Below are 368 nucleotides of genomic sequence, written 5' to 3'. Positions count from 1 at the left end.
CTCAACTGGCGTTGGAGCCTTGCCAGCTTGGTCTGATTGGTTTTGAAGCTGTTGACGGGCTCAAACACCGTGCCATCTGACAGGGTTGCGAGCTTGGCGATCCCCGCATCTAGCCCGACCATTGAGCCGGAGGGGTGAATTGGCTCGGACGTCTCCTGCTCGACCTGAAAGGAGATATACCAGTGCCCGGCTGCTTGGCTGACGGTCGCGTTTTTAATTTTTCCTTCAACTGGCTGGGACTGACGGAACTTGACCCACGCCAGCCCGGCAGGCAGCTTCACTCGACCCTTTTCAAGGCGGCAATACTTGTCGAAGTTGACGAACCGGATAGCGTCGCGGTTGTCGCTTTTTTTCTTGAATACGGGTGC

General features: G+C 56.2%; 1 protein-coding gene. It reads right to left on the bottom strand.

What is annotated here, in order from left to right; all coding sequences use genetic code 11:
• Window positions 1-368 (bottom strand): transposase (locus MUW49_RS21680; RefSeq protein WP_244813235.1); only part of this gene is annotated, 368 nt, incomplete at both ends.

The organism is Aeromonas sp. LsrichE-8G (assembly GCF_022869435.1).
In the GTDB taxonomy this organism is placed as follows: Bacteria; Pseudomonadota; Gammaproteobacteria; order Enterobacterales; family Aeromonadaceae; genus Aeromonas; species Aeromonas caviae.
The sequence above is the reverse complement of the archived record's forward strand: the minus strand, read 5'-3'. Positions and strand labels throughout refer to the sequence as shown.